This window comes from Nitrobacter hamburgensis X14, assembly GCF_000013885.1.
Lineage (GTDB): Bacteria > Pseudomonadota > Alphaproteobacteria > Rhizobiales > Xanthobacteraceae > Nitrobacter > Nitrobacter hamburgensis.
The window spans coordinates 686,266-700,983 of sequence record NC_007964.1 but is presented as its reverse complement, the minus strand read 5'-3'; the positions used below and the strand labels follow the sequence as shown (position 1 = coordinate 700,983).

Sequence of the window (14,718 nt, the reverse complement as noted above, 5' to 3'; positions counted from 1 at the left end):
CCCGCCCATCCGCGCGTTTCAGCCGAAGCGGCCCGTGATGTAATCCTGGGTGCGGCGGTCGGCCGGCGAGGTGAAGACCTTGTTGGTCGGCCCGAACTCGACCATCTCACCGAGATACATGAACGCGGTGGTGTCCGAGACACGCGCCGCCTGCTGCATGTTATGGGTGACGATCGCGATGGTATAGTGTTCCTTGAGTTCGTCGATCAGTCCCTCGATTTTGGCCGTGGAGATCGGATCGAGCGCCGAGCACGGCTCATCGAACAGGATCACTTCCGGCCGCAGCGCGACCGTCCGCGCGATGCACAGGCGCTGCTGCTGACCGCCGGAGAGACTAAGCCCGCTGGCATTGAGCTTGTCCTTGACTTCGTTCCACAAGGCGCCGCCCTGCAGCGCCTTCTCCACCCGATCGTCCATCTCCGACTTCGACAGCTTTTCATAAAGGCGGATGCCGAACGCGATGTTCTCGTAGATCGTCATCGGGAACGGCGTCGGCTTCTGGAACACCATGCCGACCCGCGCGCGCAGAAGATTGAGATCGAGCCTGGGGTCGAGAATGTCGGTATTGTCCAGCAACACCTGCCCTTCGACGCGCTGGCCGGGATAGAGGTCGTACATGCGGTTGAAGACGCGGAGCAGGGTCGATTTTCCGCAACCCGAGGGACCGATGAAGGCCGTCACGCGGTTGGCGGCGATCGACAGGTTGATATTCTTCAGCGCCTGGTGCTGGCCGTAATAGAAATTGAGGTTACGGGCGGCAACCTTGGCGGGAGCGTCGGGATCGATCACCGACGGCGGAACGGCCGGGCGCGAGGCGGCGGCGGAAACATCGGTCATTTTGCGGTCCTCTCAGAGCCGATCAACCGCGCACCGATGTTCAGCGCCAGCACGGTCAACGTGATCAGCAGCGCGCCGCTCCACGCCAAATCCTTCCAATAGGCGTAGGGGCTCTGCACGAAGTTGTTGATGGTGACCGGAAGGTTGGCGATCGTGTGGGTCACATCCATGCTGAAGAACTGGTTGCTCAGCGCCGTGAACAGCAGCGGCGCGGTCTCACCGGCAACGCGCGCGGTGGCAAGCAGCACGCCGGTGATCAGTCCCGCCCGCGCGGCGCGATAGGCGATGCGCTTGATGACCAGCGAGCGCGGCAGACCAAGCGCGGAGGCCGCCTCGCACAACGAGTTCGGCACCAGGTTCAGCATGTCCTCCGTCGTGCGCACCACGACCGGAATGACGATCACCGCAAGCGCGAGCGAACCCGCCAGCGCCGAGAAGCCTCCCATCGGCACCACGACCGCGCCATAGATGAACAGGCCGATGATGATCGAGGGCGCGCTGAGAAGGATGTCGTTGATGAAACGGATAACCGGTGAGAGGCGGTCGTGCTTGCCGTATTCGGCAAGATAAGTGCCTGCAAACAAGCCGATCGGCGCGCCGACGCCCACCCCGATCACGGTCATCATGATGGAACCGACGATGGCGTTCAGGAGGCCACCTTCGGAAGCGCCGGGCGGCGGCGTGTTCTGGGTGAAAATCTGCCAGCTCATCCCGGCGAGACCGTTATAGAAGAGCGTGAACAGGATCAGCCCGAGCCAGGAGACGCCGAAAGCGGCGGCGGCAAAGCACAGGACGCGGACGATGAGGTCTCGACGGCGGCGGGACGCATAGATCGGATTCATGGCCTCACCTGAACGGGCATGATCTCCGGACCAACGAATTCGTTTGTCCGGAAAAACCGGTTCTCACTTTTTCTAATCATGCCTACTTCCCCGCCTTCTTCTCCAGCCGCAACAGCATCAGCCGCGCCGCGGCGAGTACGACGAATGTCAGCACGAACAGCAGCAGGCCGAGCAGCATCAGGCTCGACTGATGCAGGCCGTCGCTCTCCGCGAACTCGCTGGCGATCGCCGCCGAAATCGTGGTGCCGGGCGCAAAGATCGACGGCGAGATACGGAACGAGTTACCGATAATGAAAGTCACCGCCATGGTCTCGCCGAGCGCACGGCCGAGCGCCAGCATGACACCGCCGATGACGCCGACGCGCGTATAGGGCAGCACGACATGACGGACGACCTCCCAGGTGGTGCAGCCGACGCCATAGGCCGCCTCCTTCAGGACCGGCGGTACGGTTGCGAACACATCGCGCGAAATCGCGGTGATGAACGGCAACACCATGATCGCGAGGATCAGCGAAGCGTTGAACAGGCTCAAATAAGAGGGCGGGCCGCCGAAGATCGAGCCGAGGATCGGCACACCTGCAAACAGGTCGATGAAGAAGGGCTGCACCGTATTCGCGAGGAACGGGCCGAGGACAAAGAAGCCCCACATGCCGTAGATGATCGAAGGAATGCCCGCGAGCAGCTCGACCGCCATGCCGATCGGCCGGCGCGCCCACAGCGGGCACAATTCGGTGAGGAAAATCGCGATGCCGATGCCGACCGGGATCGCGATCGTCATGGCGATGACCGATGTCAGGATCGTGCCATACAGCGGGCTCAGCGCGCCCAGCACCGGCGGATCGGCGGACGGCGCCCAGCGCTGCGTCGTCAGGAACGCGCTTCCGAACTCCATAATCGCGGGCCAGGCCCCCACGATCAGCGAGACGATGATTCCTCCGAGCAGCACCAGAACCAGGATCGCGCTGACGCGCGTGGTCCAGTAAAACGCCGTGTCGCTGAACTTGAAGGCGTTCAGCGCACGGGTGCGGTCATAGCGGCCTGCTGCCTCCATCGCGCTACCATGAACGGCCATTTCCGCCACGCCAATCCCCTATTTCCTGCAACGCATGATGTCCGGGAAACCTGCGGCAACGCCTTCTCGCAAGCGTACTGGAGAATGCAAATCGGAGAATGGAGGAGCGCCATCGCGCTCCTCCATGGCCCGAGATCAGCTCTTGATCTCGGAGGTCCAGGTTTTCTCGATCTGCTTTAAGACCTGGTCCGGCATCGGAATGTAGTCGAGATCCTCGGCCATCTTGCCGCCCTTCTCGAACGACCACTTGAAGAACTTGATGGCTTCGGCGGAGGCCGTTTTGTCGATCGGCTCCTTGTGCATCAGGATGAACGTCGCCGCGGTGATCGGCCAGGAAGCCTCGCCCGGCTGATCGGTCAGGATCACGTAGTAGCCCGGCGCGTGCGCCCAGTCGGCGTTGCCGGCCGCGGCCTGGAAGGAGGCGACGGTCGGCTGCACGATCTTGCCGGCCTTGTTGATGAGCGCGGCGTAGGTCAGCTTGTTCTGCTTGGCATAGGCATACTCGACATAGCCGATCGAGTTCTTGGTCTGGCCGACATTGCCGGAGACGCCTTCGTTGCCCTTGGCGCCGACGCCCGCCGGCCACTCGACCGCAGTGCCCTCGCCGACCTTGGATTTCCACTCGGCGTTCACCTTGGACAGATAATTGGTGAAGTTGAACGAGGTGCCCGACCCGTCCGAACGATGCACAACCGCGATCGGGGCCGAAGGCAGCTTGAGCTTCGGGTTGAGCTTTGCGATCGCAGGGTCGTCCCACCTGGTGACCTTGCCGAGATAGATGTCGCCGAGCAGTTCACCCGAAAGGACCAACTCGCCAGGCGTCACGCCTTCGACGTTCACGACGGGGACGATCGCGCCCATCACCATCGGCCACTGCAGCAGGCCGTCCTTGTCGAGCTTGTCGGCCTTCAGCGGCGCGTCGGTCGCGCCGAAGGTCACGGTCTTGGCGAGGATCTGCTTGATGCCGGCGCCCGACCCGATCGACTGATAATTCACGCTATTGCCGGTCTCTTTCTTGTAGGCATCGGCCCATTTGGAATAGACCGGGAACGGGAAGGTCGCGCCCGCACCGGTGATGTCGGCCGCCCTCGCCGGAAGCGAAAAGGCGGACGCCGAGGCGGCAACGAGGCCGGCGGCGACGATGGCCTTAATAAAACTCATATGTGGTCTCCCTCGAGATTGAGCAGAGCGCAAATGCGCCCATGGCGCCCGTCTAAGTGCGGTCGATGCTGCTTTTACGAAGGTTTAACGACAGTCCGATGACAGAGATAAACCATTGAAATCATTAAACTTCAGGCCGAGACACAGCCTGTGCCGGAGGGAAGCCCGCCGTAAAGGTCGCGCCATGGCCGGGCACGCTTTCGATCAGCAGGCGGCCGCGATGGCGGTTCAGGATATGTTTCACCAGCGACAGGCCGAGGCCGGTGCCGCCCTGAGCCCGGCTGTCGCCGGCGTCGATGCGATAGAAGCGTTCGGTGAGGCGCGGCAAATGCTCCGGCGCGATTCCGCGACCGAAATCCCGTACTGCCACGCGGAATTCCGGCGCGCCGTCCAGCGAGACGTCCATCATCGACGACACCACGACCCTGCTGCCGGACGCGCCGTATTTCAGCGCGTTCTCGATCAGGTTCTCGAACAGCCGCAGCAGCTCCTCGCGATCGCCGCAGATCATCACCGGCGTTTGCGGCAGTTCGACTTCGATCCTGACCTGGCGCTCCGCCGCCAGCGGCTCGAGCCCGTCGACGACCTGACGCACGATCGGGATGAGGTCGACCAGCGCATCCGGCCGCACATGCGCCGACAGTTCGACCCGCGACAGCGACAGCAGATCGTCGATCAGCCGCGCCATGCGCGTGGCCTGCGCATGCATGATGCCGAGAAAGCGGTCGCGCGCGCCGGCGTCGTCGCGCGCCGGCCCTTGCAGCGTATCGATAAAGCCTGACAGCGCCGCCAACGGCGTGCGCAACTCGTGGCTCGCATTGGCGACGAAGTCGGCGCGCATTTCCTCGACCCGGCGCAGGGGCGTCTGATCGTGAAACGTCAACAGCATGCAATGGTCGACGCCGCCGAACGCGGTTGGCACCGGAACCGGCGTGACGATCAATTCCATCCAGCGATCGACCGGGGCATGATTGAGATAGGTCGTCCGTCGCGTTTCCCTCGTCGCGACCGCCTCGCGCAACGCCGTGACGATCTCGGGCGATCGCAGCGCGAATTGCGCGAGTTCGTTCTGGCGCAGCGCCGGCACGAGTTGCGCCGCAGCGGCATTGAGATGGATGACGCGGCCGGCTCGATCGAGCAGCACGTTGGGGTCCGGCATACCGGCAACGATGGCATGAACCGCCGCAGTATCCACCGGATTGGCGCCGAGGTCGGCTTCGCGCGACGCGGCCGGATCGTGAACCTGCCAGGGCACCAGCGCCGCGCCGACGATGCAGACAAAGGCGACGATGGCGCGGGGCGGCTGCAAGCCGCCGAACACGACGAGCGCAGCCAGCACGAGCCCGGCAACCAGCAGAATAAGCGCCGCGCGGCGCAACCGGTCCGTCCAGGATGCAAACCTCGAAGCGGACACACGAGTCCGCGGGGCGGCTCCTTCCGCGGTCGGTCGAATTCTGTCAGGCGCCGGAGTCGCCATGCTCCCTCAGACAGGACAATTTGCCCGTTGGTCCGGCGCTCGATCCGGACCGCACGTCACCCACGCGTTTCATTCGCGCGCTGATGATAATTTCCCGAAGCGTCAGCAAGATGATAGAAATCACGAAGGGCACGACATAGTAAAGCAACCGGAACAGCAGCATCCCAGCCAGAAGGTCTTTCTTGTCCATCTGCCAGAGGCCGACCAGCATGGCGGCGTCGAACACGCCGAGCCCGCCCGGCGAATGGCTCGCAAAGCCGAGCAGCGTCGCCGACACGAAAATCACTGCGACAACGACAAAGCCGACATTGGGCTGGTCGGGAACCAGCACATACATCGCGAGCGCACAAAACCCCAGATCGACGATTCCGATAAGGATTTGCAGCAGCGTCAGCGGGCCGCCCGGCAGAACCACGGTCCACGGCCCGCTGCCGACGCGACGCGGCCGGATTCCGACCCAGATCACGTACCCGATCAGACCGAGAATGATCGCGATCGCTATCAGCCGATTGCACCAGGCGGGAAGCTGATCGATGCTGGTCGCGGCCTCCGGGTGATAGGCGATGCCGAGCCCGAGCACGGCCGCGTTGCCAAGCCAGAAGGTGAGACCGGCCAGAAAGCAGACCTTTGCGACGTCGATCGCACTCAGTCCGCAGGAGGAATAGACGCGATAGCGCACCGCTCCGCCGGTAAAGACGCTGGCGCCGACATTGTGGCCGACCGAATAGCTGGTAAAGGCCGCGAACGCCGCGACGCGGTAGGGAATATGCGTGACGCCGATCGCCCGCACCGCGAACAGGTCGTAGAAGGTCAGGGTGAAATAGCCGGCGGCAACGAACAGGCCCGACAGCGCGATCAAGCGCGGCTCGGTCTGGCGGACAGCCTCTATCACCTCGTCGACATCGGTATCCCTGAGGATATGGAAGAGCACGTAGAAGGCGACCGCGATGACCGTGACGCTGATCGCAACACCCAGTTTGTGCAGGATTTGCTTCCGGCGCAGAACCGAGATTGCTCTGCGTATTGATCCTAGCATCGAGAACCCCGAATTGCGGTCCACGGCTAAGCCGTCGCCGTTCCGCATTCATTCACGTGGACAATGTCGTAGCGTGTTTCGGTTCCTAGTGGAATTCCGTCGGCGTTAACAAAGCCCTTCATTCCAACACATTAGAGTGTCCCGCCGATCCGCCGGACGCCGCCTGGCGCGAGACCACCCGGTCGCGCAGCCACGAGCCGACCGCGCAACCAACAAGATAAACCCCGAGCATCACCAATCCAAGGTCGAGCCAGTAACCGAACCGGCCGGGAACCAGATGCGTGAACGCCGCGACAATCAGTGCTGCGGCCAATACCGACAGCGACTGGGCAGCCCGTTTCGTGATCCCCCGGCCGCGATGGACCACCGCGATCCAGCCCATGGCGAAACCCAGCAGCAGCGATCCAGCGAGCCAGCCCCAGTGAAACACCGCCAGATAAACCATATCTTTACTGCCTCACAGTGAAGTCAATGCGCCGATTCTTCGCCTTGCCCTCGTCGGTGTCGTTGGCGGCGATCGGCTGAACACTGCCGTAGCCCATCGGCTTGAATCGATCCGCAGGCATCCCGGCTTTCACCAGATAATCCACGACCGCCTGCGCGCGCCGTTCGGACAGCGTCTGGTTAAAGGAAGCGTCGCCGTCGCTATCGGTATGGCCCGCGATCTCGATCGTGGCCGTCGGGCAGCGCAGCGCGGTTTCCGTCAGCCGGTCCAACAGGCCGATGGAATCCGGATCCAGCGTGGCCCGGCCGGTTTCGAACTGGATCGTGCGCTTGCCCAGCAGATCGGCGAACAATTGCTGACAGACGGCCGCATCGACCGGTGCCGCGGCCGGCTTGACCGACACTTCCATTTTCGCTTGCCAGCCCCGCGGCAGGTCCTTGGGCAGATCGGCGCGGATCTGCCTTCCCGCTGCATCATACAGCGCGTCGCCGGAGAGATCGACATCCCGATCGGAGACGACAAGTCTTCCCGTCGACAGCCGCGACAACGATCCGAGCGCCCGCGTGACGACGGCATCGAACCCTGCCGGCGCACCGAGACTCGCCTTGAGCTTGTCGACGACCTTCTCGCCGAACTTGCGGCCAGCGGATGCGGCGATCGCCGCATGAACGGCATTGTCGGGCACATATCCGGTCAACGTCAGCGTCGCGGCAACCGGATCCTTGTTGGCCTCGAAGATATAGGGCGGGGCATGAATGTCGTTGGCGACCGAATACCCCTCGGGCAGGTTTTTCAGCGCCGCCGCAATCGCCTCGCGGCCGCCCAGTTCGCGCGCCATGCCCGACAGGTTCACCGTTCCATCGGAAATCGTGGCCTTGCCGGTCTTGAGCTTGCCGATCTCACCGATCAGCAATGCCGCCGCGGTCTCGAACCGCGGTGGCGCGCCGCGCGATAAATTCATGCGATCGGCGATGTCGATGCCGGCAAACGTCGTACGCGCGGCGTCCAGCAGCTTGTTCCTGACCACCGGCAATGGCGCGCTGCCACTGAGCGTCACTTTCCCAACCTCGCGTTCGACGGTCCAGACAAACGGTTTGGCCTCGGCGACGAGCGCGGTACGATCGTCGACCAGCCGCACACCCGGCACTGCCTCGACCGAGGCCACCGCGTTGCTGCGTTCCTGCTCCGAAAACGCCTCGGCGGAGAACGTGATGTCGCGGCCGGCGGCGCTGATCGCGGTCTTGTCGAGAACGCTGTCCTTGAGCGCGGCGGCGGCGTGCGCACTCAGATCGGCTTCCAGCGGACCCGTGGTCGTCCAGGCGGCCACCGCCCAAAGGATGGCAAGCGGGATCAGGCCCGGCCACCACTTGCTGCTCCATCTGAAAAAACCGCGCATTCGTTATCCTGTCGCGAAAGATCTGCCGGCTCGCCGGCGGACCGGCGACAAGATCGTGCAACCCGATTCAACATCCGAAGCGCGCTCCGGGCAAAGCCCGATGCCGGTTCGGCCGGCTGCGCGCTATGTCTGGAAATGACGAGAAAACAAACCCTTGCGGGGCTGTCAAACCGGAAAATAGAGCGGAAGCTCCATCGCCGCTTCATGGGCGCCAAATAACCGTTTCTTCAGTCGTTCCTACTATAGACGTCATTCAACAGAAAGGGGTCGGCCGATCAATTCGATGAAGCAGCTCCGCAACACCGTCATCCGCGCCGGACTGGAGGCCCTGTATTTCAGCGGCGCTCATCATCTGCTGCGACCGATCTTCGCAGGCATCGGCACGGTCTTCATGCTGCACCATGTGCGGCCGCGCCGAAACAGCCCGTTCCAGCCCAATCATCACCTGGAAGTGACTCCGGAATTTCTGCGCATGACCCTGGCCCATGTCCGTTCGCGCGGAATCGACATCGTGACCGCCGACGAGATGCACCGCCGGCTGATCGAACGCGACGTCTCGCGACGGTTTGCGTGCTTCACCTTCGACGACGGCTACCGCGACAATCGCGACTTCGCGCTACCGGCGATGCGCGAATATGACGCGCCGCTCACGGTCTATGTCGCGAACGACTTCGCGGACGGGACCGGCCGCCTCTGGTGGGTCGCGCTCGAACGCATCATCGCCGCCGTCGACCGGATCGATAGCACGATCGGCGGCGCTGCCGTCCGACTCGACACCCGTACGGTCGAGGACAAGCAGGCTGCGTTCGCTCAAATCCACGATCTGCTGCGCGCCCTGCCGGACGATCGCGACGTCGCACGCGAGATGAGCGGATTGTGCGCGCGCTACGGCGTCGATGAGGCCGGCATCAGCCGGGAGTTGTGTCTGTCCTGGGACGAACTGAAACCGTTCGCCACCGATCCGCTGGTCACCATCGGCGCCCATACCGTCAGCCACTGCAACCTCGCAAAGCGAAGCGAGCAGCAGGCGTTGGAGGAGATCACCGTCAGCCGGACGCGGATCGAGGCTGTCTTGCAGCGTCCGGTCGTCCACCTGGCCTACCCTTACGGCGACCGCAGCGCTGCGGGGCCGCGTGAGTTCGCTTTTGCCAAGGCGGCGGGTTTTGATACCGCCGTCACCACGCGACCTGGCATGATCTTTCCCGAAAATGCGGAGCATCCGACGGCACTGCCGCGAATTTCCCTCAACGGAAACTATCAGACCGCGCGCGTCCTGCCGGTGCTGACATCGGGCGCCGCCACCGCCATGTGGAACGGATTCCGCCGCGTCGACGCCACGTAACGACGCGGCCGGTTATGGGCTGTCTCTCGAACTTTGCCGGCAGCCTGACCGTGCCGGCTTGCCAGTACACGATGTCGATGCCACGATCTTCGCGTTTCAACACCCAACCGGATACGACATCATGAGCGATACCTTATGAGTGATACTTGGCTTCCGTCCTTGAAAACCGACACGCCACAGGCGGGCTTCGAGCTTGCCGTCAAGCTGTCGCGCGTCGGCGTGAAATATACCCAGCCTTCCGACGAAGTCCGCTCCAGTCTGCGCAGTGACTACGACCACGACACGACGCAACTGATCGCCTCGTCGCATGTCATCGCGGTGCATTTTCAGACCGTGGCGGCCGCCAACAACTGGTGGCGTTAGAGCATGATCCCGAAAAGTGGAAACCGGTTTTCGGATCAGATCATGCTCAATCACAGAGGATAAGAGCTAGAGCGTTTTCGAGCGAAGTGGATACCGGTTCGCGTGAAGAAAACGCGTCAACTCAAAATTATAGAGCCTCGCTTCTGATTCCATCAGAAGCGAAAAGGCTCTAGAGTCTGAATTCAACGCAGTTGGATCAGCCTCTGGCGTTTCAAGGGCGAGAGGGGTGAAGAGCCATTGGCTGCACTTCATGCCAAACCGAAGCGCTTCATCTCGCGGCGGGAATGGCCTCCGGGCCGCTCCACGGCCGTTCCGGCGAGGCAAGACCGATCAGCCGCCCCTGGATGTAGTCGCAGCCCCAGTCACGCAGCATGACGGCGGATTGCTCGTCCTGAACCCACTCGGCCACCGTCCTGATATCGAGCCGACGCGCCAGATCGATCAGCGTCTGCACGAAAGCCCGGTCGTCGGAGGAGCGCGCGAGGTTCTGCACGAACGCGCCGTCGATCTTGACGATGTCTACGCCAAGCTTGCGCAGATTCCGGAACGAGGTGTAGCCGGCGCCGAAATCGTCGATCGCGATCCGGCTGCCGAAGGTCTTCAGCCGCGTGACGAATTCCCTGACGTCGTCGATATCCTGAATCGCCACCGTTTCGGTGATCTCGACGATCAGGCGTTCGGCAACGCCGGGATGCGCGCCCATCAATGATTCGATCGCCGCCCACCAGTCGGCATCCATGGTGGTCTCCGGCGAGATATTGAGGCTGAGCCGAACGCCGGGCGCTTCCGCCAACTCGGCGATGACAAGCTCAAGCACGCGATGATCGACCAGGCGGATCAGGCCGAGCTTCTCCGCCACCGGCACGACATCGGGCGCGAGCAGGACCTGGCCGTCCTGCTGATGCATCCGCACCAGGCACTCGTAGAACGCCGGTTCGCGCGTGCGTGCATCGACCACCGGCTCGAAGGCGGTGACGATGCGGCGCTCGTTCAGCGCGGTGACGATTTCGTCGGTGACCCGGATGTTGATCCGGCGCTGCGCGTCGCGCTCGACGCTCGGCCGCCACACCGCGAACGAGCCGCTGCGGCGACTTTTCGCGGCCTCGAGAATTTCCTGGGCACGGTTGATCGCTTCATCGGCGTTGCGCGCGTAACGCGGGGCAAGGACCGCGCCGATCGAGGCGGTGACCGAGACCGGACCGGATCTGGTCGGCACGATCTCGTCGCGAATGCCTGCCAGAAGCCGCTCGGCGGCGACGCTCATGTCATCGACCGTGCAATTCTTCAGGATCACCCCGAACTTGTTGCCGGAGAAACGACCGAGCACGTCGCCGCTGCGCAAGCGCGCGCGGATACGCCTGGCGACATCGCCGATCACCTCGTCGGCGACATCGAAGCCGAACGCGTCGTTGATGCGCGCGAGGTGATCGATCCCGACCATCATGAAAGCAAAAGACGACCGGTAGCGCGCGGCTTCCTCGATCGCCTCGGCAAGCGCCGCCGTCAGATGCGTGCGATTAAGCTCGCCGGTCAAGGCATCGTCCCGCGACAACCTGATGAGCTGCTCGTCGCGCGCGCGCCGCTCGTTCTCGAGCCGCACGATACCCTCGGCGCGCACCGCCTTGCCGTCGGCGTCGGCGAACCAGCAGCCGGACTCCTCGATCCAGAGCATCGGCGCCGAGGCGCTGGCGCGCACGCCGTATTCGATGCGATAGGGCACGCCCTCGCCGTGCCGCCGGGCGGGCGGCGTGGCCAGCAAGATGTCGGCGCGGATCGATCCCGACGGCTCGATCAGGGAGGCGAACCCGGCGCCGGTTGCAAGCAAGGCCGGATCGATATCCTGAAAGATCGACCTAGCCTCGTCGGTCCAGGTGATGGCATCACTTGCGATATCCCAGACGAACGCGGCCCGACCGAGCGCGGCAAGAATCTCCGATACTTGGGGCGCTTGTACCTGGGGCGCTTGGGGCCGATCCGCCGGCGCGTTGACGGCTTGTGACGCATCTGCGCCGGACGAGGGATTGGCTGCCGGTGAAATGGATGTCACGGTCGCCTCGTTCTGGGACGCGGTCAGGTGATTCCCTGTCGAAGAATAGGACCTCCCCGCCGCCAGGCATAGCTCATAAATGCTTTGGAAAACGGCTGTCCGCCGCAGAAGCCGGGTCGCGCCGGCCTTAATGTGGACCGGCACGACCCTTGCGAGGCCAATCGCAAACGCGGACGCGGTGTCCCGAAACGACACATCCCGACAGGGGCTGGATTAATGATGACGATCGCGGGAACGGGCCGGATAGCTGCAATCGCCGCGAATACCGCGCGGGACGATGGCGTTGCGGAAAAATCTGGCGACGCCGCACCGGTATCCGTCATCGCACCTGTCGAGCGTCCGCCTGTTTGGCGTTCAGCGCCGCGCCATGACGCGCTCTTTGTCACGCAACTGATCGCCATGGCGCAGCACAGTCCGCAGACCCGGGTGTTACGCCGCGCCGCGCCGCAGGTTGCGCACGCCGCCTATCATTCAACGAGCGACCGGAATCTGGACAGCGCACAAACAGGCTCGCGGCTGCGGCGCGTGGTCTGAATTTAGAGCGTTTTCGAGCGAAGCATGTCCTCGGGCTTGACCCGAGGATGGGCACCGGTTCGTGTGAAGAAAACGCGTCAATTCAAAATCATAGAGCCTCGCTTCTGATTCCATCAGAAGCGAAAAGGCTCTAGCGCCGGGGCTGATCGGAAGACGTCACGCCCCCGGGCTGGATGCCGGGCGCCGGAATGTCCGGTTGCTGCTCGTCCGCGGTGGTCTCCGGATGAACGATCACCGGCTCCGGTGCGCTCTTCGGAATCGATTCGGCCATGGGCACCGCCGTTGGAACGGCGGGAGCAGGCGCCGGCGACGAAACCGCTGCCGGCGCAGGCACCGGCGCCGGATCGAAACGCAGTTCAGGTGCGGCGGCTTCAGGCGCCTCTTGCGACGGTACGGCGACCGCGCGGGCCGGCCGCCGCGCGCGCAAGGCAAAACCGGACAGGAAGTCGACCAGCGCCAGCAGCGTCAGCATGAAATAGGTCGATGACCCGAATTGCGGCAGCATCACGAATTCCGCCGCAGCGCCCGCGAACACCGCCAGCGACAGCAGATGATCGGTGAGGTATTTGCCACCGGGACGGGAGCCCTTGATGACCTCGAACAGCAAGAGGACGATGCCGAGCGCAAGCAGCACGTCGCCGAGCGTCACCGGCCATGCCACGCCCGACACCAACGTCAACGTGACAACGGGCTCCGTCAACAGGACGCCCGGCATCAGGAAGACGATAATGTTGCAGATCGCGAGAGGAATCAGGAGCAGCGGAAAACCGATCACGGACATCGGCAAGGCCTCCTTCATTCAAGCGGGAGGGGTGGAACTTGTGTGCCGACTCCCTCCGTCCCTCGCGCTCCTTCACCTTCCGAACCCGCGTTGCTCCGGGCCGGAAGTCTGATAACGAGGCCTGCGGTCAGGACTCGCTCTTGGCCTTCAAAACCTGGCGGCCCTTATACATGCCGGTCTTCAGGTCGAGATGATGAGGGCGGCGCAGTTCGCCGGAATCCTTGTCCTCGGCATAGGTCGGCTTGCTGATTGCATCCGCCGAACGGCGCATGCCACGCCGCGACGGCGATGTTTTTCTTCTTGGAACGGCCATATCTGGTGTCCTTGCAGGATGTTGTAGTCGGAGTTCCGGGCTTCGGAACACCCCATGGGCAGGCGCGCCCGGCTTCGAACGCGCGAGCAGAAATGCTGATAAGACCGGGCTTATAATCGAAGGAACGCCCCAAAGCTAGGGCTCGCGTCGGGCAAAATCGCCGCAAACGCCCTTAAGAGCCACGATCGTCGCGCCAGCAACTGCGTAGTTCGGCGGCCCGCGCCCGGACCATATAGGTCCCCGCCAGCCGGCGAACCCCGGGACCGGGCTTTCGGGCGCTGCGCCTGACCGGGTTGGGCAGGATCGCGGCCATGAGCGCGGCTTCCCGCGCCGTCAGGCCGGTCGCGGAGCGCCCGAAGGCATAGCGGGAACCGGCCTCAACTCCGAACTGGCCGTCCGGACCCCATTCCGCGATATTCAGATAGATTTCAAGAATCCGCTGCTTGGGCAGGACGGCGTCGATCCACATCGCCAGCGGAAATTCCAGCGCCTTGCGGATCACGCTGCGCCCCGGCCAGAGGAACAGATTTTTCGCCACCTGCTGCGTGATGGTCGAGCCGCCGCGCTTCACCTCGCCGTCCTCGGCATCGTCGAGCACATCCCGCAGCGAGTCCCAGTCGATGCCGTGATGGCTGCAGAACTTGGCATCCTCCGACGCAACCACGGAGCGCGGCAGCGCCGGCGACATCGCCGCGAAATCGATCCACTGCCGCGACATCGACGCGCCGGAGAGCTTGCGCCATATCATCAGCGTCGAGACCGGATGGCCGGTCCGGTATAGCGGCGTCAGCAAATAGGGCAAAAGCAGCAGGCCGACGACGGCCAGCACCGTGACACCGATCGCCCGTCGCATCAGGTCTCGGCGCCTTCGACAACGGACCGGCAGACAGGTTCACCCGGTCCGCGACCATGCGTCAAATCGCGATTAACGGCACCGAAGCGGGTGAAAGCGGGCATCGAAATCTCCCTTGTTGGCGGATCGACCGGAATTGACGAAGCCGGCACCATGAACGATTGTCCGGCCGAAATCGACATGGTCGACTGTTGATGGACCCTCGGCGCTATTTCCGGG

The 14,718-nt window shown here is 63.5% G+C and carries 15 protein-coding genes; 3 read left to right on the top strand and 12 right to left on the bottom strand.

Going from position 1 to position 14,718, the window contains the following annotated elements; translation table 11 throughout:
• Positions 1 to 18: 18 nt before the first annotated feature.
• The 8 genes from pstB to NHAM_RS03275 all read right to left on the bottom strand — a co-directional run bounded on the left by pstB (position 19) and on the right by NHAM_RS03275 (position 8,266).
• Positions 19 to 837 (bottom strand): phosphate ABC transporter ATP-binding protein PstB, encoded by an 819-nt coding sequence (pstB, locus tag NHAM_RS03310; protein WP_011509230.1) that lies wholly within the window; start codon positions 835 to 837, stop codon positions 19 to 21.
• On the bottom strand, positions 834 to 1,679 hold the full coding sequence (gene pstA, locus NHAM_RS03305; RefSeq protein WP_011509229.1) for a phosphate ABC transporter permease PstA: 846 nt from the start codon (positions 1,677 to 1,679) through the stop codon (positions 834 to 836). Before pstA ends, pstB begins: the two co-directional genes overlap by 4 nt.
• Before the next feature lie 82 nt (positions 1,680 to 1,761).
• A complete protein-coding gene (gene pstC / locus NHAM_RS03300) occupies positions 1,762 to 2,751 on the bottom strand; it encodes a phosphate ABC transporter permease subunit PstC (protein WP_041357651.1) in 990 nt (329 codons plus the stop codon).
• 135 nt (positions 2,752 to 2,886) lie between these two features.
• Positions 2,887 to 3,912, bottom strand: coding sequence for a phosphate ABC transporter substrate-binding protein PstS (gene pstS, locus NHAM_RS03295; protein ID WP_011509227.1), 1,026 nt, complete (start codon positions 3,910 to 3,912; stop codon positions 2,887 to 2,889).
• Between the two features lie 124 nt (positions 3,913 to 4,036).
• Positions 4,037 to 5,389, bottom strand: a complete 1,353-nt coding sequence (locus NHAM_RS03290) for an ATP-binding protein (RefSeq protein ID WP_011509226.1) — start codon at positions 5,387 to 5,389, stop codon at positions 4,037 to 4,039.
• Entirely contained in the window at positions 5,370 to 6,425 is a 1,056-nt protein-coding gene (locus NHAM_RS03285; protein WP_011509225.1) for a lysylphosphatidylglycerol synthase domain-containing protein, read from the bottom strand. The genes NHAM_RS03290 and NHAM_RS03285 overlap by 20 nt, the downstream gene beginning before the upstream one ends.
• Positions 6,426 to 6,543: 118 nt before the next feature.
• Positions 6,544 to 6,870 (bottom strand): hypothetical protein, encoded by a 327-nt coding sequence (locus NHAM_RS03280; protein ID WP_011509224.1) that lies wholly within the window; start codon positions 6,868 to 6,870, stop codon positions 6,544 to 6,546.
• 4 nt (positions 6,871 to 6,874) lie between these two features.
• Positions 6,875 to 8,266 (bottom strand): OmpA family protein, encoded by a 1,392-nt coding sequence (locus NHAM_RS03275; protein WP_011509223.1) that lies wholly within the window; start codon positions 8,264 to 8,266, stop codon positions 6,875 to 6,877.
• Positions 8,267 to 8,549: 283 nt separating this feature from the next.
• Between NHAM_RS03275 and NHAM_RS03270 the strand changes: the two genes are divergently transcribed.
• Positions 8,550 to 9,608: a polysaccharide deacetylase family protein gene (locus NHAM_RS03270; protein WP_011509222.1), complete on the top strand. Its 1,059-nt coding sequence runs from the start codon at positions 8,550 to 8,552 to the stop codon at positions 9,606 to 9,608.
• 135 nt (positions 9,609 to 9,743) lie between these two features.
• Positions 9,744 to 9,971 (top strand): hexameric tyrosine-coordinated heme protein, encoded by a 228-nt coding sequence (locus tag NHAM_RS03265; protein ID WP_011509221.1) that lies wholly within the window; start codon positions 9,744 to 9,746, stop codon positions 9,969 to 9,971.
• Positions 9,972 to 10,239: 268 nt separating this feature from the next.
• Here NHAM_RS03265 and NHAM_RS03260 read toward each other — a convergent pair whose 3' ends face one another.
• The gene (locus NHAM_RS03260) at positions 10,240 to 12,018 is read right to left on the bottom strand and encodes a bifunctional diguanylate cyclase/phosphodiesterase (RefSeq protein WP_011509220.1); all 1,779 of its coding nucleotides are present in this window, start codon (positions 12,016 to 12,018) and stop codon (positions 10,240 to 10,242) included.
• Positions 12,019 to 12,234: 216 nt separating this feature from the next.
• Here NHAM_RS03260 and NHAM_RS03255 point away from each other — a divergent pair, with 216 nt between their 5' ends.
• A complete protein-coding gene (locus tag NHAM_RS03255; RefSeq protein WP_041357649.1) occupies positions 12,235 to 12,552 on the top strand; it encodes a hypothetical protein in 318 nt (105 codons plus the stop codon).
• Positions 12,553 to 12,682: 130 nt separating this feature from the next.
• Here NHAM_RS03255 and NHAM_RS03250 read toward each other — a convergent pair whose 3' ends face one another.
• From NHAM_RS03250 to mtgA, 3 genes are all read right to left on the bottom strand, one after another.
• Positions 12,683 to 13,333 (bottom strand): hypothetical protein, encoded by a 651-nt coding sequence (locus NHAM_RS03250; protein WP_011509218.1) that lies wholly within the window; start codon positions 13,331 to 13,333, stop codon positions 12,683 to 12,685.
• A 127-nt stretch (positions 13,334 to 13,460) separates the two neighbouring features.
• Positions 13,461 to 13,646: a 50S ribosomal protein L32 gene (gene rpmF / locus NHAM_RS03245; RefSeq protein ID WP_011509217.1), complete on the bottom strand. Its 186-nt coding sequence runs from the start codon at positions 13,644 to 13,646 to the stop codon at positions 13,461 to 13,463.
• Between the two features lie 172 nt (positions 13,647 to 13,818).
• Positions 13,819 to 14,499, bottom strand: coding sequence for a monofunctional biosynthetic peptidoglycan transglycosylase (gene mtgA, locus NHAM_RS03240; RefSeq protein WP_011509216.1), 681 nt, complete (start codon positions 14,497 to 14,499; stop codon positions 13,819 to 13,821).
• Positions 14,500 to 14,718 lie beyond the last annotated feature (219 nt).

Coding starts and splice junctions, on each gene's coding strand:
- pstS (WP_011509227.1), bottom strand. CDS start 3,912: ATGAGTTTTATTAAGGCCATCGTCGCCGCCGGCCTCGTTGCCGCCTCG.
- NHAM_RS03290 (WP_011509226.1), bottom strand. CDS start 5,389: ATGGCGACTCCGGCGCCTGACAGAATTCGACCGACCGCGGAAGGAGCC.
- NHAM_RS03250 (WP_011509218.1), bottom strand. CDS start 13,333: ATGTCCGTGATCGGTTTTCCGCTGCTCCTGATTCCTCTCGCGATCTGC.
- NHAM_RS03275 (WP_011509223.1), bottom strand. CDS start 8,266: ATGCGCGGTTTTTTCAGATGGAGCAGCAAGTGGTGGCCGGGCCTGATC.
- pstB (WP_011509230.1), bottom strand. CDS start 837: ATGACCGATGTTTCCGCCGCCGCCTCGCGCCCGGCCGTTCCGCCGTCG.
- pstA (WP_011509229.1), bottom strand. CDS start 1,679: ATGAATCCGATCTATGCGTCCCGCCGCCGTCGAGACCTCATCGTCCGC.
- NHAM_RS03255 (WP_041357649.1), top strand. CDS start 12,235: ATGATGACGATCGCGGGAACGGGCCGGATAGCTGCAATCGCCGCGAAT.
- NHAM_RS03265 (WP_011509221.1), top strand. CDS start 9,744: ATGAGTGATACTTGGCTTCCGTCCTTGAAAACCGACACGCCACAGGCG.
- mtgA (WP_011509216.1), bottom strand. CDS start 14,499: ATGCGACGGGCGATCGGTGTCACGGTGCTGGCCGTCGTCGGCCTGCTG.
- NHAM_RS03270 (WP_011509222.1), top strand. CDS start 8,550: ATGAAGCAGCTCCGCAACACCGTCATCCGCGCCGGACTGGAGGCCCTG.
- NHAM_RS03285 (WP_011509225.1), bottom strand. CDS start 6,425: ATGCTAGGATCAATACGCAGAGCAATCTCGGTTCTGCGCCGGAAGCAA.
- rpmF (WP_011509217.1), bottom strand. CDS start 13,646: ATGGCCGTTCCAAGAAGAAAAACATCGCCGTCGCGGCGTGGCATGCGC.
- NHAM_RS03280 (WP_011509224.1), bottom strand. CDS start 6,870: ATGGTTTATCTGGCGGTGTTTCACTGGGGCTGGCTCGCTGGATCGCTG.
- pstC (WP_041357651.1), bottom strand. CDS start 2,751: ATGGCCGTTCATGGTAGCGCGATGGAGGCAGCAGGCCGCTATGACCGC.